The sequence below is a fragment of the Methylobacterium sp. WL116 genome (assembly GCF_008039455.1).
Taxonomy (GTDB): Bacteria; Pseudomonadota; Alphaproteobacteria; order Rhizobiales; family Beijerinckiaceae; genus Methylobacterium.
On the sequence record NZ_VRUV01000766.1, the window covers coordinates 1 to 1,607 of the forward strand.

General features: G+C 70.0%; 2 protein-coding genes. Both read right to left on the minus strand.

What is annotated here, in order from left to right:
• Positions 1-703: MFS transporter (locus FV223_RS27130; protein ID WP_147729803.1), on the minus strand; the 703-nt coding region annotated here is incomplete at its 3' end.
• Between the two features lie 147 nt (positions 704-850).
• Positions 851-1,607 (minus strand): 2-hydroxy-3-oxopropionate reductase (locus FV223_RS27135; RefSeq protein ID WP_147729804.1); only part of this gene is annotated, 757 nt, incomplete at its 5' end.

Genomic DNA, 1,607 nt, shown 5'->3' on the forward strand with positions numbered 1-1,607 from the left:
ACGTGGTCGCGCCCGACGGCGCGGCGCCGACCTGCACCAGCGCGCCGCCCCGGGCGATCTCGTCGAGCTCGCCCGAGGTGACGCTCGGATGGTCCTTGGGGTCGTGGATCAGCCAGACCCAGAGCAGCACCATCGCCAGGCCGATCAGGCCCATGCTGAAGAACGCGTAGCGCCAGCCGAAGCTCTGGGTCACCCAGGCGGTGAGCGGCGCGAACAGCACCGGCGCGAAGTATTGGGCCGCGTTGAACACGGCCGAGGCCTTGCCGCGCTCGGCCGCCGGGAACCAGGCGGTGACGAGGCGGGCGTTGCCGGGGAAGGACGGCGCCTCGGCGATGCCCACCAGCATCCGCATCAGGAAGAACACCGCCACCGCGGAGCCCGCGCCGAGGAAGCCGGCCCAGCCCTGGACGAAGGTGAAGAACGACCAGAAGAACACGCCGCCGGCATAGATCCACTTGGTGCCGTAGCGGTCGAGCAGCCAGCCGCCGGGCAGCTGGGCCGCGACGTAGGACCAGCTGAAGGCGGAGAGGATGTAGCCCATCTGCACGGGCGTGATGCCGAATTCCTGCGCGATCGGCACGCCCGCGATCGAGATGATCGCGCGGTCGGCGTAGTTCAGCACCGTGACCGCGAACAGCACGAGGAGGATCAGGTAGCGCACGCGCATGCGCGTCGCGCTCTGCACCGGAATCGCCAGCGACATGGTTTCCTCCTCGGGATCGCCCGACGGATGCGTGCCCGTCGCGGTCGGTTTCCTTGAGGTTTCCAGATTAGTCCGCCCGGTCGATACCTTCCAATCCAAACGATGGATCGATCGATACCATCGCGGCATCGATCGATCGAGCGTGGGTCAAGCGGCGCCGACCTCGTGGTTCGCCATGATCTCCAGCGCGCGGACCATCGCCGAATGGTCCCAGGCCGCCCCGCCGTTGGCGACGCAGGCCGAGAACAGCTGCTGCGCCAGCGCCGTGGCCGGCAGGCTGAGCCCGAGCGCCCGGGCGCCCTCCAGCGCCAGGTTCAGGTCCTTCTGGTGCAGCCCGATGCGGAAGCCCGGATCGAAGGTGCGGTCGATCATGCGCTTGCCGTGCAGCTCGAGGATGCGCGAGGTGGCCAGGCCCCCGGTGATCGCCTCGCGGACCTTGGCCGGGTCGGCGCCGGCCTTCGAGGCGAACAGCAGACCCTCGGCCACCGCCTCGATGGTGAGCGCGACGATGATCTGGTTGGCGACCTTCGCCACCTGGCCCGATCCGACCGGGCCGACATGGGTCACGGTCTTCCCCATGGCCGCGAACAGCGGTTGTGCGCGCCCGAAATCGGCCTCGTCGCCGCCGACCATGATCGAGAGGGCGGCGTTCTTCGCCCCGACCTCGCCGCCGGAGACCGGCGCGTCGAGATAGGCGCCGCCGCGCTCCCTGATGCGGGCGGCGAAGTCCTTCGTCGCGATCGGCGAGATCGAGCTCATGTCGATCACGGTCGTGCCGGGCCTCAGGCCCGCCGCGACGCCGTCCGCGCCGAACAGCACCGTCTCGACGTCGGGGGTGTCCGGCAGCATCAGGATGACGACGTCGGCGCGCTCGGCGACCTCGGCGGCGGTGGCGCAGGGCGTG